The sequence below is a fragment of the Sulfitobacter sp. 1A13496 genome (assembly GCF_043557225.1).
GTDB classification, from domain to species: Bacteria; Pseudomonadota; Alphaproteobacteria; order Rhodobacterales; family Rhodobacteraceae; genus Sulfitobacter; species Sulfitobacter faviae.
This window is the reverse complement of record NZ_JBIFFP010000001.1, coordinates 1,044,691-1,064,003: the sequence shown is the minus strand read 5'-3', so window position 1 is coordinate 1,064,003 and position 19,313 is coordinate 1,044,691. Positions and strand designations below refer to the sequence as shown.

General features: G+C 62.7%; 17 protein-coding genes and 1 tRNA gene. 13 read left to right on the top strand and 5 right to left on the bottom strand.

Annotated elements, in window-relative coordinates; genetic code table 11:
* The first annotated feature begins 34 nt into the window (after positions 1-34).
* The 9 genes from ACGYLX_RS05205 (at position 35) to ACGYLX_RS05165 (ending at position 9,917) form a co-directional block, all read left to right on the top strand.
* Positions 35-1,258, top strand: a complete 1,224-nt coding sequence (locus ACGYLX_RS05205) for an aminotransferase class V-fold PLP-dependent enzyme (RefSeq protein WP_394447716.1) — start codon at positions 35-37, stop codon at positions 1,256-1,258.
* Positions 1,259-1,319: 61 nt separating this feature from the next.
* A complete protein-coding gene (locus ACGYLX_RS05200) occupies positions 1,320-2,741 on the top strand; it encodes a cryptochrome/photolyase family protein (RefSeq protein ID WP_394447713.1) in 1,422 nt (473 codons plus the stop codon).
* 62 nt (positions 2,742-2,803) lie between these two features.
* Positions 2,804-4,015 (top strand): cyclopropane-fatty-acyl-phospholipid synthase family protein, encoded by a 1,212-nt coding sequence (locus tag ACGYLX_RS05195; RefSeq protein ID WP_271687253.1) that lies wholly within the window; start codon positions 2,804-2,806, stop codon positions 4,013-4,015.
* A gap of 36 nt (positions 4,016-4,051) precedes the next feature.
* On the top strand, positions 4,052-4,492 hold the full coding sequence (locus tag ACGYLX_RS05190) for a TrgA family protein (protein ID WP_271687254.1): 441 nt from the start codon (positions 4,052-4,054) through the stop codon (positions 4,490-4,492).
* Positions 4,493-4,497: 5 nt separating this feature from the next.
* A complete protein-coding gene (locus ACGYLX_RS05185) occupies positions 4,498-5,631 on the top strand; it encodes an NUDIX domain-containing protein (RefSeq protein WP_394447712.1) in 1,134 nt (377 codons plus the stop codon).
* Positions 5,632-5,644: 13 nt separating this feature from the next.
* Positions 5,645-6,679, top strand: coding sequence for a cysteine synthase A (locus ACGYLX_RS05180; protein WP_271691326.1), 1,035 nt, complete (start codon positions 5,645-5,647; stop codon positions 6,677-6,679).
* Positions 6,676-9,036 (top strand): DUF3772 domain-containing protein, encoded by a 2,361-nt coding sequence (locus ACGYLX_RS05175; protein WP_394447710.1) that lies wholly within the window; start codon positions 6,676-6,678, stop codon positions 9,034-9,036. The genes ACGYLX_RS05180 and ACGYLX_RS05175 overlap by 4 nt, the downstream gene beginning before the upstream one ends.
* Positions 9,033-9,755, top strand: coding sequence for an alanyl-tRNA editing protein (locus tag ACGYLX_RS05170; protein ID WP_394447708.1), 723 nt, complete (start codon positions 9,033-9,035; stop codon positions 9,753-9,755). Before ACGYLX_RS05175 ends, ACGYLX_RS05170 begins: the two co-directional genes overlap by 4 nt.
* A 72-nt stretch (positions 9,756-9,827) precedes the next feature.
* Positions 9,828-9,917, top strand: a tRNA-Ser gene (locus ACGYLX_RS05165).
* A 112-nt stretch (positions 9,918-10,029) separates the two neighbouring features.
* Here ACGYLX_RS05165 and ACGYLX_RS05160 read toward each other — a convergent pair.
* From ACGYLX_RS05160 to ACGYLX_RS05145, 4 genes are all read right to left on the bottom strand, one after another.
* The gene (locus ACGYLX_RS05160) at positions 10,030-10,320 is read right to left on the bottom strand and encodes a hypothetical protein (protein WP_394409675.1); all 291 of its coding nucleotides are present in this window, start codon (positions 10,318-10,320) and stop codon (positions 10,030-10,032) included.
* 437 nt (positions 10,321-10,757) lie between these two features.
* Positions 10,758-11,354 (bottom strand): L,D-transpeptidase, encoded by a 597-nt coding sequence (locus tag ACGYLX_RS05155; RefSeq protein WP_067267373.1) that lies wholly within the window; start codon positions 11,352-11,354, stop codon positions 10,758-10,760.
* 112 nt (positions 11,355-11,466) lie between these two features.
* Positions 11,467-13,194, bottom strand: coding sequence for an FAD/NAD(P)-binding protein (locus tag ACGYLX_RS05150; protein ID WP_394447706.1), 1,728 nt, complete (start codon positions 13,192-13,194; stop codon positions 11,467-11,469).
* Positions 13,195-13,241: 47 nt separating this feature from the next.
* Complete coding sequence (locus ACGYLX_RS05145) at positions 13,242-13,811, bottom strand: DUF882 domain-containing protein (protein WP_067267369.1); 570 nt, start codon at positions 13,809-13,811, stop codon at positions 13,242-13,244.
* Positions 13,812-14,142: 331 nt separating this feature from the next.
* Here ACGYLX_RS05145 and ACGYLX_RS05140 point away from each other — a divergent pair, with 331 nt between their 5' ends.
* The 4 genes from ACGYLX_RS05140 to ACGYLX_RS05125 are packed head-to-tail and all read left to right on the top strand — an operon-like array spanning position 14,143 to position 18,386.
* Positions 14,143-15,759 (top strand): murein L,D-transpeptidase, encoded by a 1,617-nt coding sequence (locus ACGYLX_RS05140; protein WP_394447704.1) that lies wholly within the window; start codon positions 14,143-14,145, stop codon positions 15,757-15,759.
* Between the two features lie 33 nt (positions 15,760-15,792).
* The gene (gene lpxD, locus ACGYLX_RS05135; protein ID WP_394447702.1) at positions 15,793-16,884 is read left to right on the top strand and encodes a UDP-3-O-(3-hydroxymyristoyl)glucosamine N-acyltransferase; all 1,092 of its coding nucleotides are present in this window, start codon (positions 15,793-15,795) and stop codon (positions 16,882-16,884) included.
* A 32-nt stretch (positions 16,885-16,916) separates the two neighbouring features.
* Complete coding sequence (locus tag ACGYLX_RS05130; RefSeq protein ID WP_394447700.1) at positions 16,917-17,174, top strand: acyl carrier protein; 258 nt, start codon at positions 16,917-16,919, stop codon at positions 17,172-17,174.
* A 3-nt stretch (positions 17,175-17,177) separates the two neighbouring features.
* Positions 17,178-18,386 (top strand): beta-ketoacyl-[acyl-carrier-protein] synthase family protein, encoded by a 1,209-nt coding sequence (locus ACGYLX_RS05125; protein WP_394447698.1) that lies wholly within the window; start codon positions 17,178-17,180, stop codon positions 18,384-18,386.
* Between the two features lie 69 nt (positions 18,387-18,455).
* Here ACGYLX_RS05125 and ACGYLX_RS05120 read toward each other — a convergent pair whose 3' ends face one another.
* Positions 18,456-19,106 carry an invasion associated locus B family protein gene (locus ACGYLX_RS05120; protein ID WP_394447696.1) on the bottom strand — a complete coding sequence of 217 codons (651 nt, stop codon included), beginning with the start codon at positions 19,104-19,106 and terminating at the stop codon, positions 18,456-18,458.
* Between the last annotated feature and the right edge of the window lie 207 nt (positions 19,107-19,313).

Genomic DNA, 19,313 nt, shown 5'->3' with positions numbered 1-19,313 from the left:
TGACCTTGGCCGCGCTGCGGTCAACCTTCGCGCCATGCATATTGATTCCGAATGGGTCCGCGCCCAATTTCCCGCCTTCGCCGAGCCGAGCCTTCAGGGGCAGGCTTTCTTTGAGAACGCCGGTGGGTCTTACACCTGCCGCCAAGTCATCGACCGGCTGCATCGCTTCTACACCCAGCGAAAGGTGCAGCCCTACGGCGCCTATGAGGCCAGCCGCCTTGGTGGGGAGGAGATGGACGAGGCCCGCACCCGCATGGCCGCGATCCTAGGCGTGACGCCGGAGGAGCTGAGCTTTGGCCCCTCGACCACGCAAAACACATATGTGCTGGCGCAGGCTTTTGGCCAGATGATGCAGCCCGGTGAGGCGATCGTCGTGACCAATCAGGACCATGAGGCCAATACCGGCCCGTGGCGCAGGCTGGCCGAGCGGGGGATCGAGATCCGTGAATGGCAAATCGACCCTGAGACCGGGCATCTCGACCCGGCAAAGCTCGAAGACCTACTCGACGAGAATGTCCGGCTGGTCTGCTTCCCGCATTGCTCAAATGTGGTGGGCGAGATCAACCCGGTGACCGAGATCACGGCGCTGGCCCATGCCGCCGGTGCTTTCGTCTGCGTCGATGGCGTCTCCTATGCGCCACATGGCTTTGCCGATGTCGGGGTGCTGGGGCCGGATATCTACCTCTTCTCGGCTTACAAGACCTTCGGGCCGCATCAGGGTGTCATGGTCATCCGCCGGGCGCTGGCCGAACTGCTGCCGAACCAAGCCCATCACTTCAACGGGGACGTGCTTTACAAACGTTTCACCCCCGCCGGGCCGGATCACGCGCAGATCGCAGCCAGCGCGGGCATGGCGGACTATATCGACGCTTTCCACGCCCACCATATCGGCGGCACTGCCGGGGCCACGGCGCGCGGTGTTGCTGTGCATGACGCGATGCGCGCCCATGAGACGGCTTTGCTGCAACCGCTGCTGGATGCCATGGCGGCGCGCAACTCTGTGCGGGTCATCGGCCCCACCGATGCGGCAACTCGCGCGCCCACGGTGGCATTGGCGCTTGATCGACCGGCGGTCGAGATGGCGCAGGCATTGGCCGCGCGCGGCATCATGGCAGGGGGCGGCAATTTCTACGCAGGCCGGGCGTTGGGTGCGATGGGGGTAGATGAGGCCAAAGGCGTGCTCCGCCTCAGTTTCACCCATTACACGACGCAGGATGAAATGGACAAACTGCTGAATGCGCTGGATGATCTGCTCTGATCCTTGACCCCGGCGCAGGGGCGCTATGTTTCGGGACAGGTGCAGGAGCAAGACCCCGAACGTGAGCGACAATTCCCCGATTATCATGTGGTTCCGCCGCGATCTGCGGCTCAGCGACCATCCCGCCCTGACGGCGGCCTGCCAGTCGGGCCGCCCGGTCATCCCGCTGTTCATCCACGACGCACAATCAGAGGCTTTGGGCGCGGCCCCAAAGTTCCGCCTCGGGCTGGCCTTGGGCTGTCTTGGAGAAACTCTGGCCGAGAAGGGCAGCCGCCTGATCCTGCACCGTGGCGATACGCTTGAGGTGCTGCGCGAGGTGATCGAAACTACCGGCGCGGGCGCGGTCTATTGGAGCCGCCTTTACGATCCCGCCGCGATCGACCGCGACACCAAGGTCAAAGAGACGCTAAAGGGCAATGGGGTCGAGGCCTGTAGCTTTGCCGGGCATCTGATGTTCGAGCCTTGGACGGTTGAGACCAAGACCGGCGGCTTTTACAAAGTCTTCACCCCATATTGGAAGGCGGTCCGGGGCCGCGATGTGGCGGCCCCCTTGGACACCCCGAGCGACATCCCAGCCCCACAAAGCTGGCCCCAGAGCGCCGCGCTCGACGATTGGCAAATGGACGCCGAGATGCAGCGCGGGCGCGACGTAGTGCGCCCCTATGTGCGTCTGGGCGAGGCCGCGGCTCAGGCCCGGCTTGGGTCATTCATGGCCCATATCGTTGAAGGCTACGACGAAAGCCGCGACATGCCGGGCGAAGATGGCACCTCGGCCCTGTCGGAAAACCTGTCGCTGGGTGAGATCAGCCCGGCCCAGTGTTGGCACGCGGGCCAGCGGGCCATGCAGGAGGGCAAGCGCGGGGCTGAGACCTTCTTCAAGGAACTGGCATGGCGCGAGTTTGCCTATCACCTCATGTATCACACGCCGCGCATCCTTGACCAAAACTGGCGCGAGGAATGGCAGGCTTTCCCGTGGAATGAGGACGAGCGCCGCGCCGAGGTGCTGGCATGGAAACAGGGGCGCACCGGGGTGCCATTCGTCGACGCGGCCATGCGCGAGTTGCAGGTCACGGGGCGCATGCACAACCGGGGCCGCATGATCGTAGCGAGCTATCTGACGAAACATCTGATGTGCCACTGGCGGATCGGGCAAAAGTGGTTCGAAGAACACCTGATCGACTGGGACCCGGCCAATAATGCGATGGGCTGGCAATGGGCCGCAGGCTCTGGCCCCGATGCGACGCCGTTCTTTCGCATTTTCAACCCCGACACGCAGCTTGATCGGTTCGACAAGGGGCGCGACTACACCCGCCGTTGGATCGCCGAGGGGCGCGCGAAACCGGGTGACGAGGCGCTGGCCTATTTCGACGCGATCCCACGCCGCTGGGGCCGGAGCCCGGAGGACGATTACCCCGATCCGATCATCGATCTGTCGGAAGGGCGGGAACGGGCGCTCGACGCCTATCGCAACCGCGACTTTTAACTTTTTGCGAAACAGCAGCCTGCGGTTACAGTAGGCGTCAAGAACAAGAACGGAACCGAGGTATGAAGCTTACGACCACCGAGGGGCAGAAAGGTCTGCCGCGCTATTTCCCGCAGGTCTTCGCCATGGCGCAAGAGATGCAGCACGGGCGGGTGGACTTTGTCCTGCCCGATGGCCGCGTGTTCCGTGCCGAAGGGGCCAAGCCCGGCCCGGTGGCGGAACTGCACATCCATAACGATGACCTTTTCGCACGGTTGATCCGCGAGGGCGATCTGGGCTTTTGCGACGCCTATCTGGACGAGTGGTGGTCGACGCCGGACCTGCAAGCCTTCATGGATTTGGTTCATGCGGGGAATGAGACGGTCTATGACGGTTTCCCCGGCCAAGGGCTGCTGCGTCAGTTCGAGAAGTTCCGCTTTTGGCTTCAGCGCAACAACCGCAAACAGGCCAAGCGCAATATCAGCTATCACTACGATCTGGGCAATGCGTTCTACAGCCTCTGGCTGGATGATACGATGACCTATTCCTCGGCCATTTTCGAGGGCGACGCCCAGCAATCGCTGGAGGCCGCGCAGCGGGCGAAATACAAATCCATGGTCGATCAGATGGGCGTGCAGCCCGGCGATCATGTCTTGGAAATCGGCTGCGGATGGGGCGGTTTTGCGGAATATGCCGCCGCCGAACGCGGGCTGAAAGTGACCGCGCTGACCATCAGCCAAGAGCAGTTCAACTACGCGCAAGAACGCATTGCCAAGGCGGGCCTCTCGGACCGCGTGACCTTCAAACTGCAAGATTACCGCGACGAGACCGAAAGCTATGATGGCATCGCCAGCATCGAGATGTTCGAGGCGGTGGGCGAGAAATACTGGCCGGTCTATTTCGACACGCTGCACCAACGTCTGAAACCGGGCCGCGCCGCGACCTTGCAGATCATCACCGTCGCCGACCGCCGTTGGGAGGTCTACAAACGCGGGGTGGATTTCATCCAAAAGTACATCTTCCCCGGCGGCATGTTGCCCAGCCCCACGATCCTGCGGGAGCAGGTAGAGCGTGCAGGGCTGGTGGTCGACCGGTCGATCGAATTTGGCAAAAGCTATGACATCACTCTGCGCCGTTGGCATGAGACCTTTAACGAGAAATGGGATCAGATCACCGCGCTTGGCTTTGACGAACGCTTTCGCCGGATGTGGAATTTTTACCTCACTTCCTGTGCCGCGACATTTGACAGTGGCAATTGCGACGTGACGCAGATTACGGTACGGCGACCTGTGTGACCGCCCCTGCGGTCCGCCCCCGCAAGGAGCCGAAAAATGCCGACTGGTGCACGACTTATGGCGGCGATCTCACTCGCCGTGCTGGCCTTTGTCCTGTCGGGCATGGTGGTGCCCCTGATGCCGGAAAGCACGGATTTCGGGTATTTCCTGCCGCTTAATGTGGTGCTTGGCCTCATCGTGGGCTGGCGCGTGATGGGCCGGCGCGCGGGCCGGGGCATCGTGGCTGCGATCAACAACGGTTTTGCCGGTGTCTTCGTGCTGATGCTCTGGGCGATCTTCTTGCAGGCGGCGAATGAAATGGTCCGGCTGGCGTTGCGCAACCGCTATGACGATCCCTTCGAGGCCATCGTCGCCGTGTTCCAGATCGGCGCGGAATTCGGCCTGATGATCGCCACCGTGCCCATCGGCGTGGCACTTGTCGTCGGCGGCGTGATCGCAGGGCTTTTGACCGAATTTGCTTATAACCGTTGGCCCTGATCACCATGCGACATCTCTTTATCTACGGCACTCTGCGGCATCTGCCGCTGTTGGAAATCGTGCTTGGCCGCTCCGCCGAGGCGATTGATCTCAGCCCCGCCAATCTGTCCGGCTACCAAGTCTCTGCCGCCGCCGAAGGCCCGTTTCCCACGATTGAGACGCGCGATGGCGCGCAGGCCGAGGGCTTGCTGGTGAGGGGCCTGAGCATGGATGATTTTGCGCGGCTCGATTTTTATGAAGGCGCGTTCGACTATGATTTGGTGCCGGTGACACTGGCAGACGGGCAGGGGGCCGAGGTCTATCTGCCCCAGCCCGGGCGCTGGAACGCGCAGGGGCCATGGTCCTTGCCTGAGTGGGAGCGTGATTGGGCCGCGCTTTCCTGCCACGCCGCGCGCGAAGTGATGAGCTATATGGGCAAGCGCCCGCGGGCCGAGGTCGATGCGATGTTTCCGATGATCCGCCGCCGGGCCCATCAGCAGGTGCTGGCGGCACAGGGCATGCATGATCCCCTGGCGCTAGATGGCAAGGTCGAAGTGACCGACCGCCGCCGCGTTTATGCAGACTTCTTCGCCCTTGATGAAATCTCGCTGCGACATGAGACCTTTGACGGCAGCATGTCGGCGCAGATCGACCGGGCGGTTTTTGTCAGCGCGGATGCAGCTTTGGTGCTGCCCTATGACCCGCTGCGCGACCGCGTGCTGCTGGTTGAGCAAATCCGCATGGGCCCGCTGGCGCGCGGCGATCATACCCGCTGGCAGTTGGAACCCATCGCAGGCCATATCGACCCCGGCGAGACACCGGAGGCCGCCGCCCGGCGCGAAGCGCAGGAAGAGGCAGGGATCACCTTGGGCACCTTGGAGCCGGTCGGAAACGTCTATGCCTCCCCCGGGAATGCGACGGAATTCTTTCACATTTTCGTGGGATTGGCGGATTTGCCGGATCATATCATCGGCACCGGCGGTTTGGCTGCGGAGGGCGAGGATATCCGGTCGCATCTGATGTCATTCGATGATCTGATGGCCTTGGCCGATGCGCAGGCGCTTGCGAATGCGCCATTGGTGGCAAGCGCCTATTGGCTGGCCCGCCACCGCGAACGCTTGAGGTCCGAAGGCGCGACAGCTAAACCGGACGGAACATGAACTGGGGGCAAACATGCAGGTTGCTAAAGATCTGGCCGAGGCCATTGGAAACACACCGCTGATCCGGCTGCGCGGCGCGAGCGAAGAGACCGGCTGCGAAATCTTGGGCAAGGCAGAGTTCATGAACCCCGGCCAATCGGTCAAGGACCGCGCGGCGCTGTTCATCATCCGCGACGCCATCGCACGGGGTGAGTTGAAGCCCGGCGGCACCATTGTCGAAGGCACCGCGGGCAACACCGGCATCGGGCTTGCGCTGGTGGGCGCGTCGATGGGGTTCAAGACCGTCATCGTCATTCCTGAGACCCAGTCACAGGAAAAGAAAGACATGCTGCGGCTGGCCGGTGCGGAATTGGTGCAGGTGCCCGCCGCACCCTACAAGAACCCCAATAACTTCGTCCGCTATTCCGAGCGTTTGGCCAAGGAATTGGCCAAGACCACGCCCGAGGGGGTGATTTGGGCGAACCAGTTTGACAACACCGCCAACCGACAAGCCCATATCGAAACCACTGGCCCCGAGATTTGGGAACAGACCGGCGGCAAGGTCGATGGCTTTTGCTGCGCGGTCGGCTCGGGCGGCACGCTCGTTGGCGTGGCCATGGCGCTGCAACCCAAGGGCGTCAAAATCGCACTGGCCGATCCCGATGGGGCGGCGCTGCACAGCTACTATACCGAAGGCGAGTTGAAGTCCGAAGGCAGCTCCATCGCCGAGGGGATCGGGCAGGGGCGGATTACTGCGAACCTCGAAGGGTTCAAGCCCGACTATTCCTACAACATCTCAGACGAAGAGGCGCTGCCGGTCGTCTTTGACCTGCTGGAGAATGAGGGGCTCTGCCTTGGTGCCTCCTCGGGCGTCAACGTCGCCGGGGCCATGCGTCTGGCGAAAGAGATGGGGCCGGGCCATACCATCGTGACCGTGCTGTGCGACTTCGGCACGCGCTATCAATCCAAACTCTTCAACCCGGAGTTCCTGCGCGAGAAGGGGCTGCCGACGCCCGCATGGCTTGATGCCGCGCCGCAATCCATCCCAGGTGTTTTCGAGGATACATGACCCAAATGCTCCGCTTCGCCCTCGGCCTTACCGCGCTGCTGGTCTGGCTGACCGGCGCTGCTGTCGCACAGGAACCGGCTTTGCCGGATTTCGACCAATGGGAAACCGTCGCCTCTTCGGCTGAAGAGGCGATTGACGCGCCCGATACCACCGAAACCATGCTGGAGGTGCAGCGCGCCCGGCTCGTGGATTACCGCGCCGAGTTCGACGCGGCGCGCAACCTGAACGCGGCGCGGATCAGCGCGCTGCGCGAACAATTGGCTGCGCTCGGAACCCCGCCCGAGGGCGAGGGGGCCGAGCCGGAATCCCCCGAAGTCGCGGCCAACCGTGAAGAGTTGAACCGACAGCTCAACACACTGCTGACCCCGGTCCAGCGGGCCGAAGCGGCATATCTGCGCGCCGATGCGCTGATCGGGCAGATCGACGTTGCCTTACGCGAACGCCAGACCGAGCAGTTGATGGAGGTGGTGCCCACGCCGCTCAACCCCGTCCACTGGCGTACCGCGATTGACGATCTGGCGACAGCGGCGGGTGAGATCGCCGCCGAAGCGCCTGACGATGCCGACACGGCGCGGCGCAGCCTGCGCTCCTCTCTCCCTGCGGTTCTGGCCCTCACCATTCTGGGCTTGGTGCTGATCTTCCGCGGCCACCATTGGTCGACCGCGATTGTGGGACGGCTCCAGCAATTCGGCGCGCGCGGCTTTGGCATCTGGCGCTTTGTCGTGTCTCTTTTGCGGATCATCCTGCCCACGGTCGGTCTGGTCTTGCTGGCCATGGCCGTCTTGGCGACCGATTGGATTGGCCCCCGCGGCTCAACCCTTGTGCAGCTGATCCCGGTGATCGGCGGCGCGATGCTGGGTGTTCGCTGGATCGCCGAACGGGTGTTCTCGCGCGATGAGGACGAGGCGCTGATCCTGCTGCCGGCGGCAGAGCGCAAAGCGGTTCGTTTCTACGTCAGCATCATCACCGTCACCGTCATCCTTGGCGCTATCATCACCGCCATCTTCGACGGCCAGCAACCGGCAGAAACCACGGAGGCCGTGCTGCGACTGCCGGTAATGCTGCTGAGCGCCTTTGCCCTGTTCCGCATCGGGAAAATCCTGCGCGGTTATAGCGATCCAGCGACGGAAGATGTCTCCGCCGCCGAAGAGCCGCGGACCTCGACATTGAACCGCGTCGTGCGCGGGCTGGGCTTGGGCGCGATGATCGTGGCCGTGGTCGCGCCCCTCTTGCTGATCAGCGGCTATTACAACGCCGCCGTTTCGCTGCTGCCGCCCTATGTCACCACGCTGGTGCTTCTGGGGCTGGTGATGACGCTGCAACGCTTCTTGGCCGATGTTTACGGTGCCATGACCGGGCAGGGGGTGCAGGCACGCGACGCGCTGATGCCCGTCTTCTTTGGCCTGATCCTGCTGCTGCTGTCGCTGCCTGTGATGGCGCTGGCATGGGGCGCGCGGGTCACCGATCTGACTGAGCTTTGGGCGCTGTTCAGCCGCGGCTTCGCCTTTGGCGAGACGCGGATCCGTCCCACGGATTTCCTCTCCTTCGCGGTGATCTTCGTGATCGGCTATGCCGCCACCCGTCTGATCCAAGGGGCGCTGCGCAGCAACGTCCTGCCCAAGACGCGGATGGACATCGGCGGGCAGAACGCCATCGTCTCGGGGATCGGCTATGTCGGGATTTTCCTCGCCGCGCTGCTCGCCATCACCGGGGCAGGGATCGACCTTTCTGCGCTGGCCTATGTCGCCGGTGCGCTGTCGGTCGGTATTGGTTTTGGCCTACAAAACGTGGTGTCGAACTTCGTCTCGGGCATCATCCTGTTGATCGAACGTCCGATCTCCGAGGGGGATTGGATCGAGGTGGGTGGCCAGATGGGCTATGTGCGCGACATCTCGGTGCGCTCCACAAGGATCGAGACCTTCGACCGCACCGATGTGATCGTGCCCAACGCCGATCTAATCAGCGGCACGGTCACCAACTACACCCGCGGCAATACCGTGGGCCGCCTCATCGTGCCCGTGGGCGTGGCTTACGGCACCGATACCAAACGGATCGAAGGCATCCTGCAAGAGATTGCCGAGGCGCAGCCCATCGTCCTGACCAACCCGCCGCCCGCAGTCCTGTTCTTGAACTTCGGCGCCGATGCGCTGGAGTTCGAGGTGCGCTGCTACCTGCGGGACGTGAACTGGATGATGAAGGTCAAGAACGACATCAATCACGCCATCGCCGCGCGTTTCAAAGAGGAAGGGATCGAAATTCCCTTTGCCCAACGCGACCTATGGCTGCGCAACCCTGAGACTTTGAAGGCCGAAGCACCGAAAATAGAAGATGACGCAAAACCGGAGCCGCAGGCATGACGGGCGAGCTGTACCGGACCGAGACCTACCTGCGCGACGCCCCGGCCCGGGTGGCGGCCCATACGCCCGAAGGTGGGGTGATCTTGGACAATTCCCTGTTCTACCCCACGGGCGGCGGCCAGCCGGGCGATAGCGGGTGGCTGACCTGGGACAAGCAAGAGCTCACCATCGCGACCACGGTGCGCGACCGCGACAGCGGCGGCATCGCGCTGGTTCCGGCGGAACCGCGTCCTTTGCCGCCGGTGGGCGCTTTCGTGAAACAGGAACTCGATTGGGACCGCCGTCACAAGCACATGCGCGTCCATACGGCGCTGCACCTTCTGTCGGTCGTGATCCCACATCCGGTGACGGGGGGGCAGATTTCGGCCACCCACGGGCGGCTTGATTTCAACATGCCCGATGCGCCGCAGGATCGCGAGGAACTGGAGGAGGCGCTGAACCACTTCGTCTCCCTCGATGCGCGGGTGAGCGAGGACTGGATCACCGAAGCCGAATTGGACGCCGCGCCTGAACTCATTAAAACCATGTCCGTCGCCCCGCCGCGCGGACGGGGGGACATTCGCCTGATCCGCATCGGAGAGGCGCAGGACCCCATCGATCTACAGCCCTGTGGCGGCACCCATGTCGCGCGCACCGGCGAAATCGGCGGGCTTCGCCTTGGAAAGATTGAGAAAAAGGGCCGTTTGAACCGCCGTGTCTATGTTCATCTGGGCGGTTAGATAAATTTATCCTCTCTGGGGGGAATTCGCTCTTGCAACTCACTGCCCCCCCAAGCTAAACCCCGCCTCAACGGAGCGGTGGCCGAGTGGTCGAAGGCGCACGCCTGGAAAGTGTGTAGGCGGGAGACCGTCTCCAGGGTTCGAATCCCTGTCGCTCCGCCATTTTCCCTTTTTTGCAGAAAGAAGTTGTTGCCCATCGGGCCATGCGGCTCCGCCTGCAAGAAAAAAGCCCGGCACCTTTCGGGCCGGGCCTCTCGGGTCTACCTATGACAATTTAGCGGGAGTCGTTGCCCGCGCCATAACCACCATAGGCGAAACCTTCGCCCAAGCTGCTCACGGGGCCGCTGGTCGAGAAGGTGGCGACCGGCGCAATCTCGTCCGAGAATGTTTCCAACCGCAGGTCAGCGGCGCGTTCATTAGGGCGGGTTTCACCGGCATCCGCGGCATGGACGACATCAGCCGTGACAGACGTGTCCAAGCGCAGGTCTTCGTAGCGCGTCGATTGGCCTGCGAAGCTCGCGGTGGCGATCAGAGTGGCGGCGGCGGTTGCGATAAAGAGTTTCATTGTTCTAGTCCTTTCAGGTTTGGGAAAGGGCGTCGGCTTTCTCGCTCTGGGGAGAGGCGGGGAGGTCGGGAGGCCCGTTCGATACAATGATATTAAGGCGCAGTGAGGGGCGGTTACAAAGCAACTCGGATCACGGCCCAGTGTTAGAGCGAGACCCGGCGCGATCAAATCGTAACAAATTGACATATCCGCATAAGATACTGATTTTAATAAGTTCTCACCATGCCGCAGAACGGGACTTATGACATTGGCCGGCCCCGCGAAGAGTGTTCAAGACCTGCTACACAGTCGTCGCAGAAACGTGTGTGCCGCCACCGCACCCAAACCTCTTTGGCCCGTGTGAAATGTTTCAATCCTACTGGTCGATCGAGAGGCACAAAAAAAGCCCGAAGCGGATATTCTCCGCTCCGGGCTACTTGATGTGGCCGAAAGAAAACTCAGCCGATCGGTTCGTAAAGCACCACGCGGGTGTTCATCGGCACGCGGTCATAAAGCTCGGCCATCTGATCGTTCACCAGACGGGCACAGCCGTTCGAGACGCGTTTGCCCAATGTGCTGGGGTCATTGGTGCCATGGATGCGCAGGAAGGTATCGCCGCGCTCTTCGGTGAAGAGATAGAGGGCACGCGACCCCAGCGGATTGTCCAAACCGCCTTCCATACCATCGGCGTATTTCTTGTATTTCTCCGGTTCGCGGTCAATCATACCCGGGGTCGGGGTCCAGCTCGGCCATTCCTTCTTGGCACCAACGTAGAACTCGCCGGATTCGTAGAGACCGGGGCGGCCCACGCCCACGGTATAGCGCCACGCCATATTGTCGGGCAGTGTCCAGTAGAGCGCGAAATTGTCGGGATCGACGTGGATTTCATAGGGCGGCGCGCCTGCCGCGATTGGCACTTTGCGCGGCATCATTTCTGGCGGCACGTCATAGCTCGGCATTTCCTTGGGCGGGTGCGCCAGTGCGGGCGTGGCCAGGCCACCGCCGAATGCGGCACCGCTGGCGGCTACACCGGTGATGAAATGTCGTCTCTTCATTGCGTCGTTCCCCTATTCCTCAATCTCGTGTTGAAAGGGAAACCGTTTCAGCGCCTTGCCGTTCCATCGCGCGGGGCCGGATCACAAACTGTTGTAGCCAAGCGGCAGCGCGTCAAACCGACAGCCTGTCGATCACGCCCTGCGCCCAACGGTCGGCGGATTGGCCAAAGCAATCATGCAGGGAATCCACCGCCGTCACGCTGCCGAGCGCCAGCCGACCCAACAGGCAAAGGCCGGGCACGGGGCGTCCGTCAGGGGCGCGCAGCGTCCCGTCAGGCGCGTTCGCTGCGGCCAGATCGGATGACAGCGGGGCGAGCAAACCTTGGGAGATGAGATCGGGCAGGGGCGGTGCTGCGATGCCCGAGAGGTCTGGCGCAGGCAGCACCGCGTCGACGATGACCGACACCTCCGCCGCGTGCCCCTCCGCCTGCAATGTCCAGCCTTGCGCGCTATTCGTGATCTCTGGATTGGTGGCGAAGGACAGGTCGACCAGCCCCGCGTCGATCAGGGCCAAAAGCTCCCGAGCGGAGGCGAGGGGCGGGCCGTAGGAATATCGTTTCAACCCCTCATCGAAGTCTATCAGCCGCTTGGCTGTCTGGGGCGACGCGCCGCGGGGATTGAATGCCGCGCGCCATGTGTCTTGCCATTTGCGCCAAACCTGCCCGAGCGTGTAGCCAATGCTCGGCGCGACCTCTCCGGCGGCCAGTTCTATCCCGTGACGCAGCGCCTTCATGGGGGGCAACTGGTCCTGCGCGCCGGGGTCTGACCATTCCACCTTGAGCCAGTTTGCAATTTCCGCCGCCCGCACATTCTGGGGCGCGAGGATGCGCGCGACCACGGGCAGGAGGGCGTCAGAGATCAACGAAGGCGCCGCTTCGCGTGCCGCACTGACCGCAGCCGTGGCGGCTTTTGAGAAACCTGCGGTCTCTTCCGATGTGGGATTGAACAGCGCGTCGAAAGCGGCAGCCTGTGGCTTGGGGAAGGGGGGTTGCCCGTTGAGCGAGAAGGGCAGAATGCGGCAGGGCTCCCGGCCCGAGGCATGATAACCCGCCGCATCGAAGCGCCCGCCCTGCGCCATGGTCAGACCGCGCAACACGTCATAGGTCGACAGCCCCAAGCCCCGGATCGCGACGTGCTTGCCCTGCCATGCCGCCGCCCTCGGGCGCAGATCTGCAGCCGGATAGGCCTGCGCGACTTCCGCCTCGCGCCGCGCCGCGTGCTCTTCCCAATCGGCCCACTGCGCGTCCGGCTCGACAGGGGGCTGCCCGAGGGTGAGGAGGACTTCGTCATATCGCGCCTCCGCCCCGCTTTCCGATTGCACGCACCAACCCGCCCCCTCGGGCGAAATGCGCGCCACAGCGGCGGGGATCACCCTGCAAGTCACGCCAGTTTTCGTAAAACCCCGGGTAAAAAGATCGTCCCGCCGCGCCATGAGGTAGCGGCCCATTTCGGCGCGGAAGGGGAAACTGTCGGGATGGACTGGGCGGTCTTGCCATTCCGCGAAATGCCCGACCCGCGACCCCTTTGGCGGGCGGATCGCGATATCTCGGTTTGGGATGTTAAGAAGACAATAGGCGGGCTCGGAGGGGGCGAAATTCGGACCCGCGCCGGGATGGGGGCCAGGTTCATAGATGTCGATCTCTATCCGCCCTTCGTTCCCCGTAAGCCGTTGCGACAGAGCCTCCAACGCGCCAAGGCCGCGCGGCCCGAAACCGATCACCGCAATGCGCGCCGCTTCTATCTGCATCTCTCTCCCCGGCATGTGTTTGGCGCGACCGTAGAGCCGTACCACGGCCAGCGAAAGCCCACCGGCGACAAAATCGGGCAACAAAAAAGGCACCCGAAGGCGCCCTTAACAATTCACTCATCCCGCCCGAGAGGCTGCGATCAGCCGCCCCAGCTGCGCACTGTGCCGCAGTCCATATGGGTGAAGTTGGAGCCGGAGTAGCGCCCGACACCGCCACCGCGACAAGCCATCGCCGCGCGTGCCACCTGATGCACCGAGCGCGAGGCAAGGCGCAGGTCAGCGGCCTGACCTTTGAGGTGCAGCGAATTCTTGGCGACACCGCTGGAACGGGAGCGCAGCATCGCGTTGGTTTTCGGGCTGCGGTAGCCGGAGAGGAGCATATAGGGCTCGTTCACATCCAGCAGATTGTGCGACGCGGCCATGATATCGATGGTGCGCAGGTCCATGTTGATGACATCGTCGGTCCGCCAGTCGCGCATGAAATGATTAATTTCGGCAAAGGCATCTTTGATATAGTGGCCTTCGATCCAATAGATCATGTCCAACCGCTCACCGGTGCGGCCCGAATACATGCGGATGCGGCGAATGTCGCCTGCGCCCCGTAGAAAGCCTGCCGCGTTCGAGAAGGTGGGAGCTGCTGCAACGGTGGTTGCTGCGAATGCGCCGAGAAGGGCGCGCCGGGTCATCCCCGAGGAGCTTTTGCCTGTCATGTGTCTCTGTCCCGTCGTCTGCCTAAGTTACCCAAGATGTTACATGGGCCATTCATCTCATCCCCAGATGCAACATTGTTATTGCATAGCGGGAAAACCTGACCAAGGGCTGAATCGGAATGGTTCCCGAGTGGTTCAAATTTAGGCAAGTTTTTGCGCAATGCGGTTAAAAAACCCAATGTTTGCAGGGGTAACCGATGCGCAATCCGCACAGGCCATCACGCGTTTTTCCTGCGAACGGAAATTTGAATGGACTTGCGCGTATTATTATTGGCAAACCGGGCAGGCAATAGGGTCGCGCGGCGGCAATGGTATATTCACGGGGTACGACATGGGATTTAGCGCGACTTATTCACGGCAACTGTCCAAATTTATCGCAGGGTTTGCCCTGTTGATTTCGGCACTGGTCCTTGCCGCGCCTGCCACGGCGCAGGTCACCGCTTTCAAACAAGCCGTCGCCGAAGCTGCTGCCCAAGACGATGACATCGCCGCCTTCTATCGTGAGAACGATTATACCGCGATCTGGACAGGGGCCGCCGAAGAGCACCGCGCGCGCCGGTCGGAACTGATGCGGGCGATCACCACGGCGGATGATCATGGCCTGCCGGTCACCCGCTACAACCCCGATGCCGTCTTGGAGATGCTGCGCACGGCCAAGACCCCGCGTGATCGGGGATTCGCCGAGGTGGAGTTGAGCCGCGTGTTCCTGCGCTATGCCCGTGACGTGCAGACCGGTGTGCTGATCCCCAAACGGATCATCAGCCAGATCGTGCGCGAAATTCCATACCGTGACCGCAAGACCTATCTGCAAGACCTGCCCAAATCCACGCCTGCCGCTTATTTCCGCGCCCTGCCGCCGCGCAGCCTTGAGTATAATGCGCTGCTGAAAGAGAAGATCGCGATGGAAAAACTGCTGTCGCAGGGCGGCTGGGGTCCTTCGGTGCCTGCGGGCAAGCTTGAGCCGGGTGATACCGGAAATGACGTGATTGCCCTGCGCAACCGCCTAATCGCCATGGGCTTTCTGGAGCGGTCCAATGCCATGGGCTATGACGCCAGCCTGACCGAAGCCGTGCGCCAGTTCCAAGAGGCCCACGGGCTGAACACCGATGGCGTCGCCGGTCCGGCCACGATGAAACAGATCAACATCGGCGTTGAGCAGCGGCTGCAATCGGTCATGGTCGCACTTGAGCGTGAGCGTTGGTTCAACACCGACCGCGGCAAACGCCATATCCTTGTGAACATCCCCGATTTCTCGGCCAAGATCATCGACGATGGCAAGATCACCTTCCAAACCCGCTCGGTCGTGGGGGCCGCCCGCGAGGACCGTCCGACGCCCGAATTCTCGGACGTGATGGAGCATATGGTGGTCAACCCCAGCTGGTATGTACCGCGGTCGATCGTCACTGGGGAATACCTGCCGCAGCTCAAACGCAACCCCTATGCCGTGGGCCATATCGAGATCACCGACAGCCGGGGCCGCAAGGTGAACCGCGGCGCCGTGAACTTTAACCGCTACACCGCGCGGACCTTCCCCTTCTCCATGCGCCAACCGCCCAGCAACACCAATGCTTTGGGTCTGGTGAAGTTCATGTTCCCCAACAAATACAACATCTACCTGCATGACACCCCGGCCAAGAGCCTGTTTGCCCGCGATGTGCGTGCCTTCAGCCATGGCTGCGTGCGTCTGGCCGAACCGTTCGAGTTCGCCTATGCGCTGCTGGCGCCGCAATCGGCGGATCCCGAAGGCGAGTTCCAAGCCATTCTGCGCAGTGGTCGTGAGACACGGGTTGTCCTTGAAGAGCAGGTGCCGGTGCATCTGATCTACCGCACCGCCGTGACCGACGCCCGTGGACATACCGAATACCGCGATGACGTATATGGCCGGGATGCGCTGATCTGGAACGCACTCTCCAAGGCGGGGGTGGCCTTGCGCGGCGTTCAGGGGTAACTCTCGGGCGCGCAACAAGTAAGGGCCGCCCAAATGACCTATAGTGTTCAGCAAATCGCCAAAGCCGTCGGCGCCAGCGCCGAGGGCGACATCGAACTCAAGGTAAGCGGCGTCGCGGAACCCGCCAGCGCCAAATCGGGCGAAATGGCGCTGGCAATGGATCCGCGCTATGCCAGCAGCCTTTCCGATGGCGCCGCCGAGGTGGCGATGCTTTGGGAAGGAGCCGACTGGCGCGCTCTGGGCCTCAAGGCCGCAATCCTGCCCAACCGCCCGCGCTACGCGCTTTCTGGCGTGACGCGGATGCTCGACAAGGGGCAGGGGTTCAAGCCGGGCATTCACCCCACCGCCGTGATCGACCCCGAGGCCGTGCTGGGCAAGGGCGTCTCGGTCGGCCCCTTGGCGGTGATCTCTGCCGGGGCGCGGATCGGCGCGGGCAGCGTCATCGGGCCGCTGTGTTTTGTTGGCGTGGATGCGACATTGAGTGACGGCTGTTTTCTGCGCGAACATGTCAGCATCGGCGCGCGGGTCACCATCGGATCGGGTTTCATCGCGCAATCTGGCGTCCGCTTGGGCGGCGACGGGTTCTCCTTCGTGACGGCTGAGCTTTCCACCGTGGAGAGCGCGCGGCAAACGCTCGGCGATCAGGGCGATGCCGCCCCGCAGCCTTGGACTCGTATCCATTCGCTCGGCGCTGTGACCATCGGCGCGGATGTCGAAATGGGCATGGGTTCCACCATCGACAACGGCACCATTCGCGACACGCAGGTCGGTGACGGCACGAAAATCGACAACCTCGTGCATATCGGCCACAATGCGGTGATCGGCAAAAACTGCCTGCTCTGCGGGCAGGCGGGCGTTGGCGGCTCGACCCGCGTGGGCGACAATGTGGTGCTCGGCGGGCAGGTCGGTCTGGCCGACAACATCACCATTGGCGACCGGGTGATCGCAGGGGGCGGGACGATCGTGCTGTCCAACGTGCCCGAGGGACGCACGATGCTGGGCTACCCCGCCACACAGATGAGCAAGCAGACCGAAATCTACAAAGCGCTGCGCCGTTTGCCCAAGTTGCTGCGTGATGTCGCGGCCCTGCAAAAGGTGGTTTCCAAAGCCGACAAGGCTGACTAAACCTGCCGCGGACATATGTTGGGGGACGCCGCATGAGCACTCAGGATCAGGTCATTTCCATCCTCGCCGAACAGGCCATGATCGAGCCGGAGGATGTCACGCTCGACAGCACGCTTGAAGACCTCGGGATCGACAGCATGGGGGTTGTGGAATGCATCTTTGCCATTGAAGAGACATTCGACATCAACGTGCCTTTCAACGCCAACAGCCCCAGCGAAAGCGATTTCGACATCTCGACCGTGCGCAGCATCGTCGCCGGGGTGGAACGGCTGCAAGCCGAACAGAGCTAAGCGATGCGGCGCGTTGTCATCACCGGCGCGGGCACGATCAACGCTCTGGGCCTGTCGGTGCCCGAGACCTTGGCGGCCATGCGCGAGGGCAAATGCGGCATCGGCCCGCTAGAGTTCCGGGATGTGGAGCGGCTGGCCATCCGCATCGGCGGTCAGGTGCGCGGGTTCGAGGCCGAGGGCCGCTACAACCGCCAGCAAATTGCGCTTTATGACCGGTTCACGCAATTCACCCTCACCGCCGCCCACGAGGCGATCGAGCAATCGGGTCTGACCTTTACCGATGAGCTTGCCGCCCGCACAGGGGTGGTGCTGGGCACGGCGGGGGGCGGTGTCTCGACATGGGACGACAATTACCGCGCGGTCTACGAAGGGGGCAAAAATCGGGTGCATCCCTTCGTGGTGCCCAAGCTGATGAACAACGCCGCCGCCAGCCATGTCAGCATGGAATGGAACCTGCGCGGGCCGTCCTTCACGGTCTCCACCGCCTGTGCTTCGTCGAACCACGCCATGGCACAGGCTTTCGCGATGGTTCGCTCCGGCATGAGCCCTGTGATGGTGACGGGCGGATCCGAATCCATGCTCTGCTTCGGCGGGGTGAAGGCTTGGGAAGGGCTGCGCGTGATGAGCCGCGATGCCTGCCGCCCATTCTCTGCCAACCGTAATGGGATGGTGCAGGGCGAGGGGGCGGGGGTCTTTGTCTTTGAAGACTATGAACATGCCCGGGCGCGGGGGGCCGAGATCCTTTGCGAAGTGGCTGGTTTCGCCATGACCTCGGATGCCAGCGACATCGTGATGCCCTCCAAGGCCGGGGCCGCGCGGGCGATGGAAGGGGCGCTGGCCGACGCGGGCATCAACCGCGAAGAGGTCGGCTATATCAACGCCCATGGCACCGGGACCGCGGCGAATGATAAGACCGAATGCGCCGCCGTGGCGGATGTCTTTGGCACCCATGCGGACCAGTTGATGATCTCTTCCACCAAGTCGATGCATGGCCATATCATCGGTGGCACCGGGGCGGTTGAGCTTTTAGCCTGTATCATGGCGCTGCGCGACGGGGTGATCGCGCCGACCATTGGCTATGAGGAACCCGACCCGGAATGCGCGCTTGACGTGGTGCCCAATGAGGCACGCGAGGCGCAGGTCGATGTGGCGCTGAGCAATGCCTTCGCCTTTGGCGGGATGAACGCCGTGCTGGCACTGCGCCGCGCCTGATCCACGCGCGGCCATAAAAAATGCCGCCCCCGAGGTCGGGCGCGGCATTCAAATCGGCGAAATCCAGTCTTACTGCTCGATCACCGAGACTTCGTCGTAGCTGGCGGTGAACCCGTCGAGCGAGAGGGTCAGCTTCACTTCCTGATCCGGTGCCAGAGCGGGCACGATGGTCAGCACCGCCTCCTTGCCGCGTTTGAAGGCGCCGATATCGGCATCGGTCAGGCCCATGCGCACATAGCAGCCCACGGGGTTGCAGAAGGCATAGGGGTAGCGACGGGCCTTGCCACCGTCGACCGACAGGGTCAGCTGCGCGGGCAGGGCGGTCTCAAGCGGGACGACAACCGTGGCACCGGCCTTGGCCTGACCCCCATCGGGCAGACGGAAGAGCGAGACTTCGGCCACCGGGGCACCTTCGCCATCAGCGAGAAGCTGGTACATCTGGCAGGGGTCGACCTCTTCTTCGGTCTTGATGCAGCGCATCTCCCAAGAACCGATTTCTTTCTTGGTGTAGGGCTTGCCCAGATCGGGGTCTTTGTCCGCGTCTTCACCAAGGCTCAACTGCTCTTCGATCTGCGAAGCATTGCCGCTGGTGCCGGGCTGGGGCTGCTGCTCTTCGGTCTGAGCGGTGTCTTCTTCCGTGGCGGTCTGGGCGAAAGCCGTCATTGGGGCCGTCAGTGCAAGCGCTGCACAAAGCGGCAGGGCGGTCATAAACTTGCTCATGTCATATCCACATTTGTTGCGTTACCGCCCCTTACCACGCCGCCCCGGGATTGTCAGTGGCCAGGGCCGCATTTCGATCAAGGTTCGGGCAATTTCATGCCGACCCCGCAATCGCGGTTTTCACGCGATGTCAGAGGCTTAAAGACCAGAAATGCAAAAGGGGACTCAGCGCGCCCCCTTTCCGTGTACTTTCTCCCCGTCGGACTG